This window comes from Azospirillum cavernae (genome assembly GCF_003590795.1).
Taxonomy (GTDB): domain Bacteria; phylum Pseudomonadota; class Alphaproteobacteria; order Azospirillales; family Azospirillaceae; genus Azospirillum; species Azospirillum cavernae.
Map to the genome: position 1 here is coordinate 367,081 of NZ_QYUL01000002.1, position 16,798 is coordinate 383,878.

Genomic DNA, 16,798 nt, shown 5'->3' on the forward strand with positions numbered 1-16,798 from the left:
GCGACGCCCTTTGAAAAATCCGCGTCGGAAATCGCTGGCGCGGCAACCACCGAGGCGGTTAGACAGACCCCCATGGCGACGATTCAAGACGTGTTGACGGCGGCCCTCGCCCACCATCAGGCCGGGCGGCTGAACGAGGCGGCGGCGGGCTACCGCGCGGTGCTGGACGCCGTCCCCAACCACGCCGACGCGGCCCATCTCCTTGGCGTCGCCCATCTCCAGGCCGGACAGCCCGCCGAGGCGGAACGCTGGATCCGCGCCGCCATCCAAAGCAACCGACGCGCCCCCGATTATCACGACAATCTGGGCAGCGCCCTGAAGGCGCAGGGCCGACTGGACGAGGCGGTGACCGCCCACCGGCAGGCCATCCGGCTGCGCCCCGATTTCGCCCAGGCGCTCTACAATCTGGGCAACGCGCTCGACGCGTTGGGACGGCGGGAGGAGGCCGTCACCGCCTACCGGCAGGCCGCCGCCCGCCGCCCCGGCTACGCCAAGGCGCGCTTCAATCTGGGCAACGCCCTGACCGCGCTGGGACGCCGGGACGAAGCGGACCAGGCGTTTCGCGCCGCCATCGCCGACGATCCGAGCTTTGTCGAGGCGCACGCCAACCGGGGGTCCCTGCTGCTGTCGCTTGGCAAGGCGGTCGAATCCAACGCCGCGTCGGCCCGCGCCCTGGCCCTGCGACCGGACCACCCCACGGCGCTGACCAACCGGGCGGCGGCGTTTCTGGCCGCTGGCGACGCGGCGGCGGCGGACGGCGCGGCCCGCCGGGCGGCGCGCGCCTGTCCCGATCTGGCCGACGCCCGGCTGCGGTTGGGCGAAGCGCTGCACAGGGCCAACCGGCTGGCCGAAGCCGGAGACGCCTACAGCATCGCCCTTGCCCTCGCCCCCGATCTGGCCGAGGCGCTGGCCAACCTCGCCGTGGTCCGCCAGACCCAAGGTCTGCTCGACGACGCCGAACGCGGCGACCGGCGCGCCCTGATCCTGCGCCCGGATCTGGCGGAGGTCCGCTCCAACCTCGCCTATCTCCAGCTTTTCCAACCCGGCGTGACGCTGGCCGGGGTTCTGGCCGCGCACCGCGCCTGGGACGACGCCCATGGCGCGCCGCTGCGCGCGGGCTGGCCGAAGCCCACCGGCAAACGGAAGACCCCCGCCAACGGGGCTGAGCCGCCGCTGACCGTCGGCATCCTGTCCGGCGATTTCCGCCGTCACCCCGCCGGTCAATTCGCCATCCGCGCGGTGGAGGCCCTGCCCGCCCACGGAATTCGCCTGTTCCTCTACGCCAACCAGACCGAGGCCGACGATCTGACCGCGCGCTTCCGCGCGGTGGCCGAACGCTGGACGCCCGTCGCCGCTTTGTCCGACGCGGAGCTGGCGGAGCGGATTCGCGCCGACCGGCCCGATGTGTTGATTGATCTGGCCGGACACAACGCGCGCGGGCGGCCCGGCGTCTTCGCCCGCAAACCGGCGCCGATTCAGGTCGCTTGGTCGGGCTATATGGCGACCACCGGCATGGCGGCGATGGACGGCTTGATCGCCGACCGCCACCATGTCCCCGACGGGGCGGAGGTTCATTACCGCGAACGCGTCCTGCGCATGCCCGACGCCTTCATCGCCTATGACCCGCCCGACGGCGCCCCCGACGTGACGCCGCCGCCCTGCCTGTCCGGCGCGCCGGTCACGTTCGGATACTTCAACATTCTGACCAAGCTGAACCCCGAGGTTCTGCGCGCCTGGGCGGCGATCCTGGCGCAGTTGCCCGATTCCCGTCTGTTGATGAAAACCAAGGCGCTGTCTTGCCCAATCACCGCCGCCCTGTGGCGGGATCGGTTGACCAAGGCCGGAATCGACGTCAATCGGGTGACGATGATCGGGGCCAGCACCAATCTGGAGCATATGGGCTGGTGCGCCTCGGTCGATGTGGCGCTTGATCCCTTCCCCTTTTCCGGCAGCACGACGACGCTGGAGACCCTGTGGATGGGCGTGCCGGTGGTGACGCTGCCGGGGGAAACCTTCTCAAGCCGCCATTCCCTGGCCTTTCTGGAGGTCGCTGGTGTCGAGGGCTGCGTCGCGACGGACGAGGCCGCCTATGTGGATCTGGCGGTTGGTTGGGCCACAGATCCGACGCGGCTGGCCGCGCTGCGTAACAGCCTGCGCGCCCGCATGGCCGCCGGACCGCTGTGCGACGGAGACCGTCTGGCGGGGTCCTTGGCTGAGGCGTTGAAAAAACTGGCGTCCTGAAACAACGCGGCGCGCCGACGGGGGACAAGGCCCCTCGCCAACGCGCCGCGCCCATCACGTCAAACCGACAAGCCGATCCAGAAGACCGAGCATGCGGTCGAGACCGCTGTGTTGGTGAAGCTCACCGTGTATTCGGCGCCGCGCGCCACCGGGAAGGTGAAGCTGTTGTAGGGAACATAAACGTCGTCGGCGCTGTAACTGTGGACCGAGCTGTTCGCCACCATGGTGGAGGCCGGTTGACCGGCGGCGGAGCCGGCAAAGCCCTGCATGACGCCGCGCGAACCATCCTGCCCGGCGGCGTTGAGGAAGCTGATGACAAAGCCGTCGGTCGACGCGGTGTAGGTGGTGTTGGCGCTGAGCGACGCCGGCGCCTGCAACAGAGGGCCGTTCGGCGACAGCAACGGGATGGTGGTGATCGTCACCAGCGGGTTGATCGCGGTCGGGGTGTAATCGACGCTGTAGCTTGCCCCCTGCGGCACCGGCATCATGAAGCTGGCGTAGGGAACGTGGATGTCGTCGGTCATGAACCAATGCATCGACGCGGCGGCGACCTGCGTCCCGTTGATCGAGCCGGTCACATAGCCACGGTCGCCGTCATTCTGTTCCTGAAGGGTGACGCAGACGAACAGATCGGTCGCCGCCGTCGCCGTCACGGTTTTGGCCACGGTGCTGGTGATCGGCGTTGACCAACTGCCCAGCGCCACCCCAGGCGGAAAGGTGAAGGGAGTGAAGGCGGCGGCGAAATGCGGTTCGCCCGCCGTCGGCGTGTAGACGACGTTGTAACAATCGCCCTTGCGCACCGGGGTGACGCCATTGCCCGACGGCACGACGATGCCGTTGCCTGAATATTGGTGCATCGACCCCATGGCCTGGATCGTGGTGGGGTTGAGGCTGCTGTCGGTCGCCAGGGTGAATTGCCCACGGTCGCCGTTGTTCAGCATATAGGCGAAGGCCGACAGGACACCGTCGGTTTCCGCCTGGACGACCGTGGCGGACGTCACCGTCGTCGGCTGCCCGATCACCGACAGCGCCGGATTGAGGTAAAGCGACAACGCCTGCTGATAAGCGGCGACCATCGCGGCGGAAGCGGGGGCGGCCATCAGATCGGTCATCGGGCCGACCACCGCCTTGGGCGCCACCGAAGGGTTCATCAACAGCACCGGATCCGACGAGATTCCGCCGATGAAGCTGTCGATGGTGGTGACGGGCTGCCCACCCATGGTGAAGAAGCTGAAGCTGCTGGAACTGGAGAAGGAGGACACCGCGCTGCCCGTCTGATCCAGCGCCGTGACCGACAGCGACCCGCTGGCCACCACGTCGTTGAACCCGGCGGTCAGCGCGGTGGACACCTGCGAGGAGGTCATCGTGCTGATGGCTGAGGTTTCGATGGAGCTGACCATCAGGTAAGAGCCGCCAAAACAGCCGGATTTCAGGTAATGGGTGCCGTATTCGTCAAAGAACGCGGCGAACTCCGCCTGACTGCTTGACGGAGTCAGGGCGTTCAGTGCGGCGGCGAAGCCGGTGGTCAAATAACCGCTGGCCGGGATGCTGGTCGGCAGATTCCGGGCGACGGAGAAGACGACCGCGCCGCCAAAATTCAAACCATAGGTTTGGCTGCTGGAAATCGCGATGTTCTGGGAATAGACGGTGGAGGCGCTGGCCTGGACCGAGGCGATTTCATAGGAGCCGCCCAACGACACCGAATTGGCGACGTAGCTGCTGTAGTCAGCCTGATTTTGAATGATCGACGAGGACACCGACTGATAGGTGCCGTTGTGGGACGGATCATAGAAGATCTGATCGGGGACTTCATACGGTCCGGTCTTGCCATCCACCGTGTATTGGGCGGTCTTGCCGTTGGTGAAGCTCTGTTCAAAGGCCGCCGCGCTGGCGAAGCCACCAGTCTTCAGATTATAACCTTGAGTTGTGTATACCGCCAGATTGGGAAGCTGATTTTGCGGGGTGGAAACGCCACTGGACGGAAGCTTTACGGCAACAACAGTCGTCGCAGACATCGCGTTTGCTCCTGAAAGGACATTCCATGGATGGATGAATTGCAATCACGAGATCTACTCCCATAGAAAATCTCCTCAAGGAAGAAGTTATGCCGACTTGTTCTTAAATGAATCAGGTTGTTTTAAAAAATCTATTTTAAAGAGATGTTTGTTGCACGTCGTACACAAAGGAGGGGCCTCATCATAAAAATCGACACACACGACGAGCCATCCAACATATGCGAACGCGCGACGAACGACGTCGTTCGCCAACCAAACCACTCCGGGCTGTTCAACGCTGTTCTGATTTCCTGACGCCGGGGCCGTTAAATTTTACCCTGCGACGCCCATTCCTCAGGCATCGACGCAGCGCCCGCATAGCTTTTTGAGGACCGCTTCCAATCTGGGGCCTGCCCAAGCGCGTCAGCCTGTTGCGTTGAGGCGCTTGGGCAGGCTGCAAAACGATCCAGCGCCTCCCCCCAATTCTGGGAGACACTGTGTCGCTTGTCTGGCTCGTCGCGGCTCCCTGCGTCAGGGGTTGGAACCGCCGAACACTCCGGCCTGGTTCAACAGGGCGTCGCCGGTGTCCTTGCGGAACAGATGCATCTTGTCCGTGTTGATCGGCACGCGGATGGTGTCGTCGGGTTCAATGCGCGCGTGCGCCGGAACCTGGGCGGTGAACGGCGCGCCGCCCACCGTTCCGATGACCAAAGTGTGCGGTCCCAGCGGTTCGACGTCTCGCACCTTCAAGGTGACGGTCGGCAGGTCGCGGCCCTCGGCGACCGTGTGTTCGGGACGGATGCCGAGCACGACGGCCAGTCCGTTGGTGGTCTCGGATCGCAAGGGCGTCGGGATGGCGACGCCGTCGGCGGCGCGGAACAGCGGCCCTTCCGGGCCGGTCGCCAAATGACCGTCCAGGAAATTCATGCTGGGAGAGCCGATGAAGGCGGCGACGAAGAGGTTGCGCGGCGCTTCATAGAGGGTGATCGGGTCGGCGGCCTGTTCGATCCGGCCCGCGTTCATCACCACCACGCGGTCGGCCATCGTCATCGCCTCGACCTGATCGTGGGTGACGTACACCACGGTGGTTTCCAGCCGACGGTGCAGCGATTTGATTTCGGTGCGCATTTCGATGCGCAGCTTGGCGTCCAGATTGGACAGCGGTTCGTCAAACAGGAAGACGTCGGGTTTGCGCACGATGGCCCGGCCAATGGCCACGCGCTGGCGCTGACCGCCCGACAATTCGCGCGGTTTGCGGTGCAGATAGGGGCCGAGATTCAGGATGCGCCCGGCCTCCGTCACGGCGGCGGCGATGTCCTCCTTGGGAAGACCGCGCACCTTCATGCCATAGCCGATGTTCTCGGCGACGGTCATGTGCGGGTAGAGCGCGTAATTCTGGAACACCATCGAACAGTTGCGCAAGCCGGGGCGCTGGTCGGTCACGTCGCGGTCGCCAATCATGATGGTTCCCGACGTCGCCGTCTCCAAACCCGCGATCATGCGCAGCGTCGTCGTCTTGCCGCAGCCCGACGGGCCGACCAGCACGACGAACTCGCGATCGGAAATCTCAAGATCAAGCGGCGGGATCACGCTGTGGTCGCCGAATGACTTGGTGATCGACTTCAGACTGACTCGGGACATGACGGGTTTCTTCTCTGTTCGCGGCCTCCGCCCCGACCAGGCCGGTCGGGGCGGAAACTTGCGGGCCTTGGTTTGCGTGAACGGATATCCCCGCTCCGGTTATTTCGCCGCCAACCCCATGGCGGCGCGGTAGGCGACGCGTTGCTTGTCACGCCCGAACTCGTCGGTCAGGCGGTTCCATTCCGTCGCCACCGTATCCAACGCCTGTTTGGGCGTGACCTGCCCGGCGAGCGCCTTCGACAACTCGATCTCCAACACTTCGGTGTAGGAGAAATAGCCGGGAAGGCGCATGTCGAGCGCCACATTCTTGGCCGCGATCGACGCCGCTTGCGCGCCAAGATACTCCTTGGCCTCCCGGTCGGTGAACAGCTTCGACCACAGCGCCAGATTGCTGGTGTGCGAGGCGCGGTAGGGGTTCACGCCGGTGCCGCCGGTGATGGCGGCCAGACCGGACACCGCCGGGCTGGTCACGAACTGAATGTAGTTCCAGGCCGCGTCCTTTTTCGTCGAGGTCGCCGGAACCGCCGTCTGCCAGCCGCCAAAGGCCATGAAGGGCGAATAGACCACCTCGGCGAATTTGTCCCACTGCTTGGTCTTGTAATTGTACAGCTCGTTCGAGCCGGGCAGGATCGCCGAGCCGACCTTGCCCGCGATCTTCGACTGCTTGGGATCGGCGGCGATCACGCCGGTGTCGCCCCAACCGATGGATTCCGCCACCTGCCCACCGGCCACGGCGGCGTTGACCTCGCCAAAGGAGAAGTTCAGCGCGTTGGGCGGGGCCAGCTTCGAGACGCGGATGTATTCTTCCAGGCCGCGCACCCAGCCGGGATTGTTGACCTGCGCCGCCATCGTGTCGGGATCGAAGAACATCGAGCCGGGGTTGCTCGGATGGTTGGTGTAGGCGGCGACATGGCTGAACAGGAACCAGAATTGTTGCCCGCCCCGGCGGAACGCCTCGGCGGTTCCCCACAGATTTTTGTCGGGGCGGGTGAAGAATTCCGCGATGTCCGTGTATTCTTTCCAAGTCTTGGGAATGGCCAGCTCATAGCCGTATTTGGCTTTGAAGGCGTCCTTTTCCTTGGGATCCTCGAACAGGTCGATGCGGTAGGTGTAGGTGTGGACGTCGCCGTCCATGCTTTGCGACAGGGTCTTGCCGTTCCACACCATCAAGCGTTCGCGATACACCGGCGCGATGTCGTCCCAATCGGCTCCCTGGCGCATCGCGGCGGGCATTTCCGACAGGCTGTCGGCAAAATCCGGCGTCCAGGCCGGGGCGAAGGACACCACGTCAAAGGCGTCTTCCCCCGAGGTCAGCGACGTGACGATCTTGGGATACAGCTCCGACCAGGGGAATTCGACGACGTTGACCTTGCCGCAGGTCTTCTTGGTCCATTCGTCGCCCGCCATCTTCAGGGCCGAGGCGATGTAGGGGCCGGTCTGGGCGGCGACGGTCAGCGTGACTTTGGAGTAATCAGGGCTGCACGCGGCAATGGCCGCGCCGGAACCGGCGATGGACAGCGTGACGGCGGTGGTCGTCGCGAGAAGCCAGGATTTCATCGTTTCACTCCCATGGATGATTTTTTGGAACGGAGCGGTCATTTGATCGCGCCAAGCAACAGGCCGGACCGCATCAACCTGCTGAGAAGAGCCGCCATGACCATCATCGGGATGATCGCGATCAGGGCCGCCGCAGAAATCGCCCACCATTCATCCCCGCGCTGGCTGTTCTGACCGGCGACGAGAATGGGAAGCGTCTGCCATTTGGAGGTCGTCAGGAACAAGGCGAACAGGAACTCGTTCCAAACAAAAGCCAGGGTGATCATGAAGGTGGCGATCAAACCCGGCATCGTCATCGGAACGACGATGTCGGTGAAGATCCGCCAGGAGGGGACATTGTCGACCATCGCCGCTTCCTCGACCTCGATCGGCAAGGCGGCGAAGAAATCGCGCATCAGCCAAACGACGATCGGCAGCGAAAAGGCGACATAGGCCAGCGTCAGCCCGAGATAGGTGTCCACCATCTTGAACCCCATGCGCCCGAACTCGGTGTACATCAGGAACAGGGCGAAGGCGGCGACGATGGGCGGGAACATGCGCTGGCTGACGAACCAGAACACGATGTCGTCGTTGCCCAGCACCGGACCCGGCAAGGGCAGCCGGTTGGCCAACACCGACAAAAGCAGGGCCGCCGCGAAGGCGTCGAGCATCGCCGGAGCGCGCGGCAAGCCAAACCAAAGAGTGCCCGCCAGATACCCGCCCAACGCGACCACGAAAAAGAGGATCGCCGACCCCAGCCGAACCCGGAACGGGAAACGAACCAGCGCGTAGGCCGCCATCGCGCCGATGGCCGTGGCGATCACCGCCGCCGTCACCCCAATCAGCGAGGAGGCCAGGAAGGTCGAGGAGAATTGACCGCGATTCCCGGAAAACAGATCCCGCCACGCGTTCAAGGTCGGCTCGAAATCAATGAAGGGCAGATAGGTCGGGCCATCGACCACCGACACCGGCGTTTTGAAGGACGTGATGACGATCCAGTAGAGCGGAAACATGGTCAGGACGAACCAGATCAGGCAACCGGCGAAGGCGAGCAGCCGCCCGCCGCCCTTGAGACCCCGGGCGCTCATCGGTATTTCTCCAGATAGGGTTTCAAGATGGCCAGATAGACGACGCCGATCACGGTGATGACGATCAGGAACAGGAAGCTCAGGGCCGACGTGTAGCCCAGGTTGAACTTCTTGAAGCCCTCTTGATAGGCGAACAAAGTCAGGGTTTCGGTGGACACGCCCGGCCCGCCGCCGGTCATGACGAACACGGTGTCGATGATCTTGTAGCTTTCGATGATGCGGACGAAGACCACGGCGACCGACACCGGCAGCATCATGGGAAAGGTGATGCCCCAAAATTGTTGCCATGGCGTGGCGTTTTCGATGTCCGCCGCCTCATACACGTCATGGGGCAGGGTTTGCAGACCGGCCAGCAGCATCAGCACGACGAACGGCGTCCATTGCCAAACCTCGACGGCGATGATCGCGCCCAACGCCCACGGGGTTTCGGTCAGATAAGGCAGATTGGGAAAGCCCAAACGCGTCATCAGATGGTTGAGCGGCCCCATGGTCGGGTTGAACATTTGGCGGGCGATCAGCGCGACGGCGACGGGGGCGATCAGCATCGGCAGCAGAAAGCCGACCCGGAACAGCTTTTCGCCGGGAACCCGCGCGTTGAGCGCCAGCGCCATGGTGAAACCGATGACATACTGCAAGGCGACCGACAGGAAGGCGATCAAACTGGTGGTGCCAATCGCGTTCCAGAAGCGCGGATTCTGCAAAAGGCTGGTGTAATTGTCGATGCCGACAAAGCGCGACGGCGTCGGCGGCACCAAACGGAAGCTCATGAAGCTCGTGGTCAGCGAGTAGATCAGCGGAAAGATCGACACGCCCAGCACCACCAGCAGGGCGGGCCAGATGAAAAAATACTTGATCGGGTCGTTGCGCATCGCCGTGTCACGCCTTCGCCAACAAGGCGTCAACCTCGGCGCGGGTCGGCATCGCCGGGGCGGTGCCGCGCCGCGTGACCGCAATTCCGGCGACCGCGCCGCCAAAACGCGCCGCCGCGACCGGATCCTCGCCCCGCGCCAGAGCGGCGGCGAATCCGCCGACAAAGGCGTCGCCCGCCCCGGTCGTGTCGATCACCGTTCCAGCGGACAGCGCGGGCAGATGGATCGACCGATCCCGGTTGTGAAACAGCGCGCCGCGTCCGCCCAACGTAATCAACGCCGTTCCCACGCCGCGTGCCAACAGCGCGTCGCCCACCCGTCGCGCGTCGTCGAGCGTGTCGACCGGCAAGCCGGTGAGCGCCGCCGCCTCGGTCTCGTTCGGCACGATGTAGTCGCACAGGCCATAGATCGCCTCGGGGACCGGCTCCGCCGGGGCTGGGTTGAAAATGGTGGTGACGCCCGCCCGCCGGGCGATCTCCAACCCGCGCCGCGCGGCGGCGACCGGCTGCTCAAGCTGGGTGACGAACACCCGCGCGGCCTCGATCACGGCGGCGGCCTCGTCCACATCGGCGGGCGACAGGGTGGCCGCCGCGCCGGGATAGACGATGACCGCGTTCTCGCCGGTCTGGTCGTTGACATAGATGAAGGCGGCGCCGGTGGGGTCGGTGGCCGATTGCGGCGCCCGCGCCGTGACGCCTTCCCGCGCCCAGGCGGCCAAGGCCATGTCGCCGAAGGTGTCGCGTCCGATCTTGGAGATGAACGTCACCGCCCCACCGGCGCGGGCCGCCGCGACCGCTTGGTTCGATCCCTTGCCGCCCGGCCCCATGGCGAAGCCCGACCCGGCGATGGTCTCGCCGATTTTGGGCAGCCGGGGGGCCAGAAAGGCGACGTCGGCGACGAAAATGCCCAAAATGGCGATGCGCGCGCTGTTGTCCGTGGTCGTCATGTCCGTCACTCAGCCGTCGGCGGGATGACGCCCTTGGTGAACAGGAAGCAGCCGTAAAAGCGCGTCTCGCCGGTCGCGATCACGCAATAGGCGCGCTTGGCCTGCTCGTAAAAGGCCATGCGTTCGACCGAGACCAACGGCCAGGAGCGGCCCTCGGCGTGGTCGATTTCGCGTTGCAACTCCTGCTGGACCGGGGGCAATTCGTCGGGGCTGCCGACAATTTCCATCCGGGCGGCGGCGTCATCGACAAAGCTGTCGAGCGGCATCACCGACAGGATGGCGCGGGCGGCGCGGGCCGCCGACACCCCGTCGATGCGCAGCAACCGGCCAAGCGCGGTCTGCCGGGCGATGGAGTCCGCCGGGAAATTGGTGTCGCACAACACCAGCCGGTCGCCATGCCCCATCGCCTTCAAGGCGTAGAGCACATCGGCGTTCAGGAGCGGGTCGAGGGTCTTGAGCAAGGCGTGTCCTCCTGTCTTGGCGTGGAACGGTTGCGATTCGGCGGCTCACTCGCCGTAGGGAATCCAGACATTCTTCACCTGAACGGCGTGGGGCAGGAAAATCCGGCCTTCCGCCGCCGCCGGGTCGTGCCAATCGGTCAGCAGCCCGTTGTCGACCAGCGTCCGTTTCAGATTGCCGACCGACAGACGTTCGGCCAGCGCCGAAACCTCCGCGCTGTTGAAGACCCACAGCGCGTCGACGTCGTCATGCTCGGCCAGCGTTTTCGCCAGATCGGCGGACGCGCCGGTGACGATGTTCACCACGCCGGCGGGCAGATCCGATGTTTCCATCACCTGATAAAAGTCGGTGGCGGCCAGCGGGTGGCGTTCGCTTGGCGCCACGACCACGCGGTTGCCCATGGCGATGGCCGGGGCGACCAAACTGATGAAGGCGAGCAGCGGCGCCTCGTCGGGGCAGACGACGCCGACGACGCCAATCGGCTCGTTCAGGGCCAGGGCGACGCCGCGCAGGGGCGGCGTGTGAACAGTCCCTTCATACTTGTCGGCCCACGCGCCATAGCTGAACAGGCGGGCGACCGCCGCCTCCACCTCGGCCAGCGCCTTGGCGGGCGGGGCGTCGGTCATGGCGGCGATGCGGGCGGCGAACTCGTCGGCGCGGGCCGACAGGTTTTCCGCCAGATAATAGAGAATCTGAGCGCGGTTGTGCGCCGTCGCCCGCGACCAACCGTCCGCCGCGCGCGCCGCCGCCACGGCGTTGCGGATGTCCTTGCGGTTGCCTTCCCCGACCTCGCCCAGCCGAACGCCCTTGGGCGACAGCACGGGCCGGGAGTGATTGCCGTCCGGTCGGGCCTGCTTGCCGCCAATGAACAGCTTGGCGGTGCGATCAAGCGTCGGCGTGGCGAAGCGTTGCTCCACGCGCCGCGCCGTTGGCGGCGCGGCGACCACGCGCGGCTTGCGTCCGGTCCAGGCTTTCGGCTTGAGATACTCCAGAACGCCCTCGCGCCCGCCTTCCCGGCCAAAGCCCGATTCCCGGCAGCCGCCGAACCCGACGGCGGCGTCGAACAGATTGGTGGCGTTGATCCACACGACGCCGACCTGAAGCTTTGGCGCGATGTCCAGCGCAAGGCCTATGGTCTCGCTCCACACGCTGGCCGCCAGCCCATAGCGGCTGTTGTTGGCAAGCGCGACGGCCTCGTCGGGCGTGCGGAAGGTCATCGACACGACCACCGGGCCAAAGATCTCTTCACAGGCGACGGTGGCGCTGGGCTGCACCCCGCTCAACAAGGTCGGCGGATAAAAGCAGCCGGTTTGCGGCAGCTCCACATCGGCTTGGTGCAAGGTGGCGCCTTCGGCCACCCCGATGGCCACCAGCCGCTGAATCCGCTCCAACTGGACCGGGGCGACGATGGCGCCGAGATCAATGGTTTTGTCGAGCGGATGGCCCACCCGCAGCGTCGCCATCCGCCGCTTCAGCTTGTCGAGGAAGACCGGGGCGACGCTCTCTTGCACCAGCAGCCGCGACCCGGCGCAACAGACTTGCCCCTGGTTGAACCAAATGGCGTCCACCACCCCCTCGACCGCGCCGTCGAGATCGGCGTCGTCGAACACGATGAAGGGCGATTTGCCGCCAAGCTCCAGCGTCAGCGACTTGCCCGACCCGGCGGTGGCGGCGCGGATCATCCGCCCGACCTCGGTCGAGCCGGTGAAGGCGATCTTGTCGACATCGGGGTGGGCGACCAGCGCCGAGCCGGTCGCGCCGTCGCCCGTCACGATGTTCAGAACCCCCGGCGGCAAACCGGCGTCGGCGGCGATTTCCGCGAAGAGAAGCGCCGTCAAAGACGTGAACTCCGCCGGTTTCAGCACCACCGTGTTGCCGAGCGCCAAGGCGGGGGCAATCTTCCAGGCCAGCATCAGCAGCGGAAAATTCCACGGAATGATCTGGCCGATCACGCCGACCGGCCCATGGTCGGGAAATTCGCGCTCCTGAAGCTGCGCCCAACCGGCGTGGTGGTAGAAATGGCGGGCGACCAGCGGCACGTCGATGTCGCGCGTCTCGCGGATCGGTTTGCCATTGTCCAGCGCCTCCACCACGGCCAACAGCCGGGCGTGACGCTGAACCGCGCGGGCAAGCGCGTAGAGATGGCGGGCGCGGCCATGGCCGCCCAGCTTGGCCCAGGGCGCTTGCGCCTTGCGCGCGGCGGCGACGGCGGCGGCGACGGTGGCGGCGTCGCCCTGGGCGATCCTCGCCAAAACCTCGCCGGTGGCGGGGGCGATGGTGTCGAAACGGGCGCCGTCGGTCGGCGGAACCAGCGCGCCGCCAATGACGTGATGAAAGCCCTCGGCGTGACGTTTCAGCCAGGCGCGCGCCTCGCTGTCGGATTCAGGGGCGGGGGCGTAGGACATTTCGTCGAAATACCGTGCGACGTTCATGGTCTCAGCTCATCGGGTGACGGTTGAAGGCCGAATAGCGGCCTGTCACATGGTGTTCGAGTTGCCGTTCAATGTCGGCGAGCAGGCTCGACGCGCCGATGCGGAACAGGGTCGGCTCCAGCCACGGGCGGCCCAGCTCCTCCTTCATCAAAATCTGATAGTCGAGGATGTCCTTGGCCGTCGAAATGCCGCCGGCAGGCTTGTAGCCGACGATGGCGCCGGTGCGGCCGTGGTAGTCGCGGATGGCCCGGATCATCGCCAGCGTCACCAGACGGGTGGCGTTGACGCCCTCCTTGCCGGTCGAGGTCTTGATGAAGTCGGCCCCGGCCATCATGCAAACCAGCGAGGCGCGAACGACGTTGCGCAGAGTCTTGAGATCGCCCGTCGCCAAAATCGCTTTGACGTGGGCGTTGCCGCAAGCGGCGCGGAAATCGCGCATCTCCTGATACAGCGCGGTCCAATTGCCGGTCAGCGCGTGTTCGCGGGTGATGACGATGTCGATTTCGGCGGCGCCGTCGCGCACCGACGCTTCAATCTCCCGCAGCTTGACGTCGTGCGGCGCCAGACCGGCGGGAAAGCCGGTGGACACGGCGGCGACGGGAACGCCGCTTCCGGCCAGAGCGTCCACCGCCGTCGCGACAAAACGGTGGTAGACGCAGACCGCGCCGGTGGTGACGCCGCGTTCGGCCATGCCAAGGGCGGCGAGCACATCGGGACGAACCGGCGAACGGGCCTTGGCGCAAAGCCGCTTGACCCGTTCCGCCGTGTCGTCGCCGTTCAGCGTCGTCAGATCCATGCAGGTGACGGCCTTCAACAGCCACGCCGCTTGCGCGTCCTTCTTGACGGAGCGGCGTCCGGGCAGGCTGGCCACGCGGCGTTCCGCCGCCGAAAGATTGATCCGAACATCCTGAACCCAGGACAAATCAAGCGGGATTCCGCCATTGCGCGCGGGATGGGCGTCACCGGACCGAACGTCCGAAGCGAGCGCAAGATGAGTCATGAGACGCCTCCTGACGTCGAAACAAGAGATGCCGAACACCGGACGGCATGGAGGGCGCTCAAGGCCGCGCGGCGCGGGCCTCGCTCCAACCCACGCGCTTGGCCTTGGTCGGGTCTTTGGGTGCTTCGTTCGTTCAACGAACAGATTGAACACTGAAGGACAATGTTAGGATCGTCAAGGAATTTTGCGCTCGCACGTCACTTTTGTTATTATTTTAACATTACTGACCGGCGGCGCGCAGGCGCGCCTCGGCAAACGTCGCCAAGCCGCGCAACCGCTTATTCAGTCAGGACATGATGGAAACGCCACAGAAGGCGATCACCGCGTGGCGCGCACGCCCTCTTCGGTGACGATGGCGTGGAAATCGGTGAGTTGGGCAAAAAAAGCGGGGCGAAGACGCCCGATCTTGCTGGTGTCGACCACAAGATAGCTGGCCAACGCGCTGGCGATGGCCTTTTGCTTGATCGCCACTTCGTGAAAATTGGAACAGCTGACGCCGCGCGCGGCGTCAACGCCGCCCGCCGACAGGAACGCCTTGTTGATGCCAAAGCGACTGAGCGTCTCGCCAGCCTCCCCGCCGGAAAAGGAGGCCGACACCGGGTGATAGAGGCCGCCAAGCAGAATCAGGCGGACGCTGGGTTTGCGGATCAAGCGTTCCGCCACATTCATCGAATAGCAGATCGCCGTGATGGAAAAATCATCGGGAATCTGGTCGATGAGATGAACCAGCGTCGTGCCGCAATCGATGAAAATCGTGTCGTCCGGTTCGATCAGCCGCCCTGCGTTGGCGCAGGCGCGAAGCTTGGCCTCGGCATGGCTGCCCGCCTCTTGATCGATTTCATAATTCTGGCTGCCGCCAATGTCGCCAGCTTTGACGATGTGACCGCCCAGATACGCAAAACGGTCAGGGTCGGACGCGATGTCGCGCCGGACGGTCATTTCCGACACATTCAGCATCTCCGCCGCCTCGCGAAGACGCAGCACGCCACGTTTGGCCAGAACCTCGGCCAAAAGAATGGCGCGCTCCGCTCTGCGGTTCGACATGATCGCGACGCGTCTCCCAGCGCTTACCACCATGGAATCAACGATCCGCACTCCGCAGACCGTCCATGGGCGCTTTCAGAGTGGGATCCGAGACGGCTTGATGTCAACAGAAACTGTCCATTTTATAACATTTGGTGTTATTGACGCCGATTGATGGGGATCGTCCTGATTCGCATCCCTCGCCTCCGGGCGTCGCGCGCCCGGCGGCCTGTCTGGTGTCACGCGCCTTGGGAACGACGCCCCTCGGCTATCCCATCAGCGCCAGCGCGTTGGCGAAGAAATCCCGCCCGCCGAAATTGCCTGATTTCAGGGCCATCAAGCGGTCCCCGCCAGCGAGACCGGCGGCGCGCAGAACCGGCACGCCAGGGGCGATTTCCGGGCCGACCAGGAAGGCCGGAACGACCAGCCGATCCACCACGGCGCCGGACGTCTCGCCGCCCGCCACCACCAGACGCCGGACGCCGCGTTCGGTCAGGCCCGCCGCGATGTCCGCCAACGCCTGTTCGACGCGGTGGCCGACCGCTTCCCGGCCATGGCGGGCTTGCAGCGCGGCGACGCGCTCCGGCGTGGCGCTGGATGCGATGACGACCGGCCCAGCGCTCAGACGCGCGTCGGCGAAGGCCAGCGCGCGGGCGACTTCGGCGGTGGGGTTGTCCAGCAGCGCGTCGGTGTCCAGGCGCAGGACCGGATACAGCGCCTCCGCTGCGGCGAGTTGCTCCAACGTGGCTTTGGAGCAGCTTCCCGCCAGGATCGCCGCCGGACCGCCAACCGGACGGGCGACGTCCGCCACGCCGTTTTCCGCCGGACGGACGCGCCCCGACGCGACCAGCGCGCGGGCGAGGCCCAGCCCCAACCCCGATGCGCCAGTGGACAGCGGCCCGTCCAGCGCCACCGCGCCGATGATCGCCAAATCGGCGTCGGCCACCGCGTCGATGATGGCGGCGCCCTGCCCCGTCGCGCCCAATTCGTCCCGCCGCGCCCGCACCGCGTCGGCGCCGCGCGCCACCGTCATGCGGTCGATCAACCCGACCCCGGCCTGCGACTGGCGGGCCAGCACGCGGACCAGATTGGAATCGCGCATCGGGTTCAGCGGGTGATCCTTCAGCGGGCTTTCGTGCAGCGGTTGGCTGCCGACGAACAGATGTCCCATGAAAACGGTGCGCCCGGTTTCCGGGAAGGCGGGCGTCACCAACACCGGGCCGCCGCCGCAAGCGGCGCGCAGCGCGTCGGTGACGGGACCGATGTTGCCCTGATCGGTCGAATCGAAGGTCGAGCAGATTTTGAACAGCGTGTGGCCTGCGCCGCGCGCCGCCAGCCAACGCTGGGCGTCCAACGCCATGGCCACCGCCGCGTCCGCCGCGATGGAGCGGCTTTTCAGCGACACGACGACCGCGTCCACCTCCGGCAGCTCCAACCCGTCGGCGGGCACGCCGATGGTCTGAACGGTGCGCAAACCCGCGCGGGTCAGGGTGTTGGCGAGGTCGGACGCGCCGGTGTAATCGTCGGCGACGCAGCCAAGCGCCAGGGTTGTTCCAACGGTCATCGCCG

The 16,798-nt window shown here is 65.6% G+C and carries 12 protein-coding genes; 1 reads left to right on the forward strand and 11 read right to left on the reverse strand.

Annotated elements, in window-relative coordinates; translation table 11 throughout:
* The first annotated feature begins 72 nt into the window (after window positions 1-72).
* The gene (locus D3877_RS13160; RefSeq protein ID WP_119831254.1) at window positions 73-2,241 is read left to right on the forward strand and encodes an O-linked N-acetylglucosamine transferase family protein; all 2,169 of its coding nucleotides are present in this window, start codon (window positions 73-75) and stop codon (window positions 2,239-2,241) included.
* Between the two features lie 59 nt (window positions 2,242-2,300).
* Here the strand turns inward: D3877_RS13160 and D3877_RS13165 are convergent, their stop codons facing one another.
* The 11 genes from D3877_RS13165 to otnK form a co-directional block, all read right to left on the reverse strand.
* Window positions 2,301-4,256: an MAC/perforin domain-containing protein gene (locus D3877_RS13165; protein WP_119831255.1), complete on the reverse strand. Its 1,956-nt coding sequence runs from the start codon at window positions 4,254-4,256 to the stop codon at window positions 2,301-2,303.
* 510 nt (window positions 4,257-4,766) lie between these two features.
* Complete coding sequence (locus D3877_RS13170) at window positions 4,767-5,876, reverse strand: ABC transporter ATP-binding protein (protein WP_119831256.1); 1,110 nt, start codon at window positions 5,874-5,876, stop codon at window positions 4,767-4,769.
* Window positions 5,877-5,975: 99 nt separating this feature from the next.
* Window positions 5,976-7,433, reverse strand: coding sequence for an extracellular solute-binding protein (locus tag D3877_RS13175; RefSeq protein WP_119832422.1), 1,458 nt, complete (start codon window positions 7,431-7,433; stop codon window positions 5,976-5,978).
* Between the two features lie 38 nt (window positions 7,434-7,471).
* The gene (locus tag D3877_RS13180; RefSeq protein ID WP_119831257.1) at window positions 7,472-8,500 is read right to left on the reverse strand and encodes a carbohydrate ABC transporter permease; all 1,029 of its coding nucleotides are present in this window, start codon (window positions 8,498-8,500) and stop codon (window positions 7,472-7,474) included.
* Window positions 8,497-9,369, reverse strand: coding sequence for a carbohydrate ABC transporter permease (locus D3877_RS13185; RefSeq protein ID WP_119831258.1), 873 nt, complete (start codon window positions 9,367-9,369; stop codon window positions 8,497-8,499). The genes D3877_RS13180 and D3877_RS13185 overlap by 4 nt, the downstream gene beginning before the upstream one ends.
* A gap of 7 nt (window positions 9,370-9,376) precedes the next feature.
* On the reverse strand, window positions 9,377-10,315 hold the full coding sequence (gene rbsK / locus D3877_RS13190; protein WP_119832423.1) for a ribokinase: 939 nt from the start codon (window positions 10,313-10,315) through the stop codon (window positions 9,377-9,379).
* Window positions 10,316-10,320: 5 nt separating this feature from the next.
* Window positions 10,321-10,776, reverse strand: coding sequence for an RbsD/FucU family protein (locus D3877_RS13195; protein WP_119831259.1), 456 nt, complete (start codon window positions 10,774-10,776; stop codon window positions 10,321-10,323).
* Between the two features lie 45 nt (window positions 10,777-10,821).
* Window positions 10,822-13,206, reverse strand: a complete 2,385-nt coding sequence (locus D3877_RS13200) for an aldehyde dehydrogenase family protein (RefSeq protein WP_119831260.1) — start codon at window positions 13,204-13,206, stop codon at window positions 10,822-10,824.
* Window positions 13,207-13,210: 4 nt separating this feature from the next.
* Window positions 13,211-14,206: a deoxyribose-phosphate aldolase gene (gene deoC, locus D3877_RS13205; RefSeq protein WP_119831261.1), complete on the reverse strand. Its 996-nt coding sequence runs from the start codon at window positions 14,204-14,206 to the stop codon at window positions 13,211-13,213.
* Window positions 14,207-14,524: 318 nt separating this feature from the next.
* Complete coding sequence (locus tag D3877_RS13210) at window positions 14,525-15,250, reverse strand: DeoR/GlpR family DNA-binding transcription regulator (RefSeq protein WP_119831262.1); 726 nt, start codon at window positions 15,248-15,250, stop codon at window positions 14,525-14,527.
* Between the two features lie 247 nt (window positions 15,251-15,497).
* Window positions 15,498-16,793 carry a 3-oxo-tetronate kinase gene (gene otnK / locus D3877_RS13215; RefSeq protein WP_119832424.1) on the reverse strand — a complete coding sequence of 432 codons (1,296 nt, stop codon included), beginning with the start codon at window positions 16,791-16,793 and terminating at the stop codon, window positions 15,498-15,500.
* Between the last annotated feature and the right edge of the window lie 5 nt (window positions 16,794-16,798).